1 protein-coding gene is annotated in these 553 nt (G+C 32.0%); it reads left to right on the forward strand.

Features of this window, described 5'->3' with window-relative positions; genetic code table 11:
* A partial coding sequence (locus I6F43_RS20010) for a hypothetical protein (protein ID WP_231614119.1) occupies nucleotides 1–477 on the forward strand: 477 nt, incomplete at its 5' end.
* Between the last annotated feature and the right edge of the window lie 76 nt (nucleotides 478–553).

Consider the following 553-nt stretch of genomic DNA (forward strand, 5'->3'; position numbering starts at 1 on the left):
AGAATGCGGTTAACTTTGATAGTATTATCGATATTTTATAGTTCTTTTTTATTTGCTCATAAAGATACTGGGGTTAAAATCCAAGATGATGGAGTTTTAATTGGTCTTCCGCAGAAATATGAACCTGCATCATTTGATCGTAAATCATTAACTCTTCAAATTGCAGATAAAAAATTAATTATGCCAGAGTGCCTTTCAAAGTATTTTGGAGATAATAGTACATTTATGTATTCATTGGATATATCAAGTTCTTGGTATCATAATTTAACGCGTTTACCACCATATTTAAATATGACTATAACTCCCGACAATCAAAATATTGAATATACTATTAGGTTTAATATGAACACCTTAGAAGTAATGAAAGGGTATAGTTTGCCTAAAAAAAGAGGAGTTCAAGGTGTCAGGTATAGTTTAGAACCACTTGGCTTTACATCAGAGTGCTTAACATCTATTAAAATAGTTTCGGTGGAATAAACACCTAACAAGGGTTTTCAAGCCGGACAAATTACAGTTGGCTTTTTGTTCGTGCCTCACTTATTTTAGCCAACTG

Origin of the sequence: Pseudoalteromonas sp. NZS71_1 (assembly GCF_015864305.1) — a bacterium.
Classification (GTDB): Bacteria; Pseudomonadota; Gammaproteobacteria; order Enterobacterales; family Alteromonadaceae; genus Pseudoalteromonas; species Pseudoalteromonas arctica.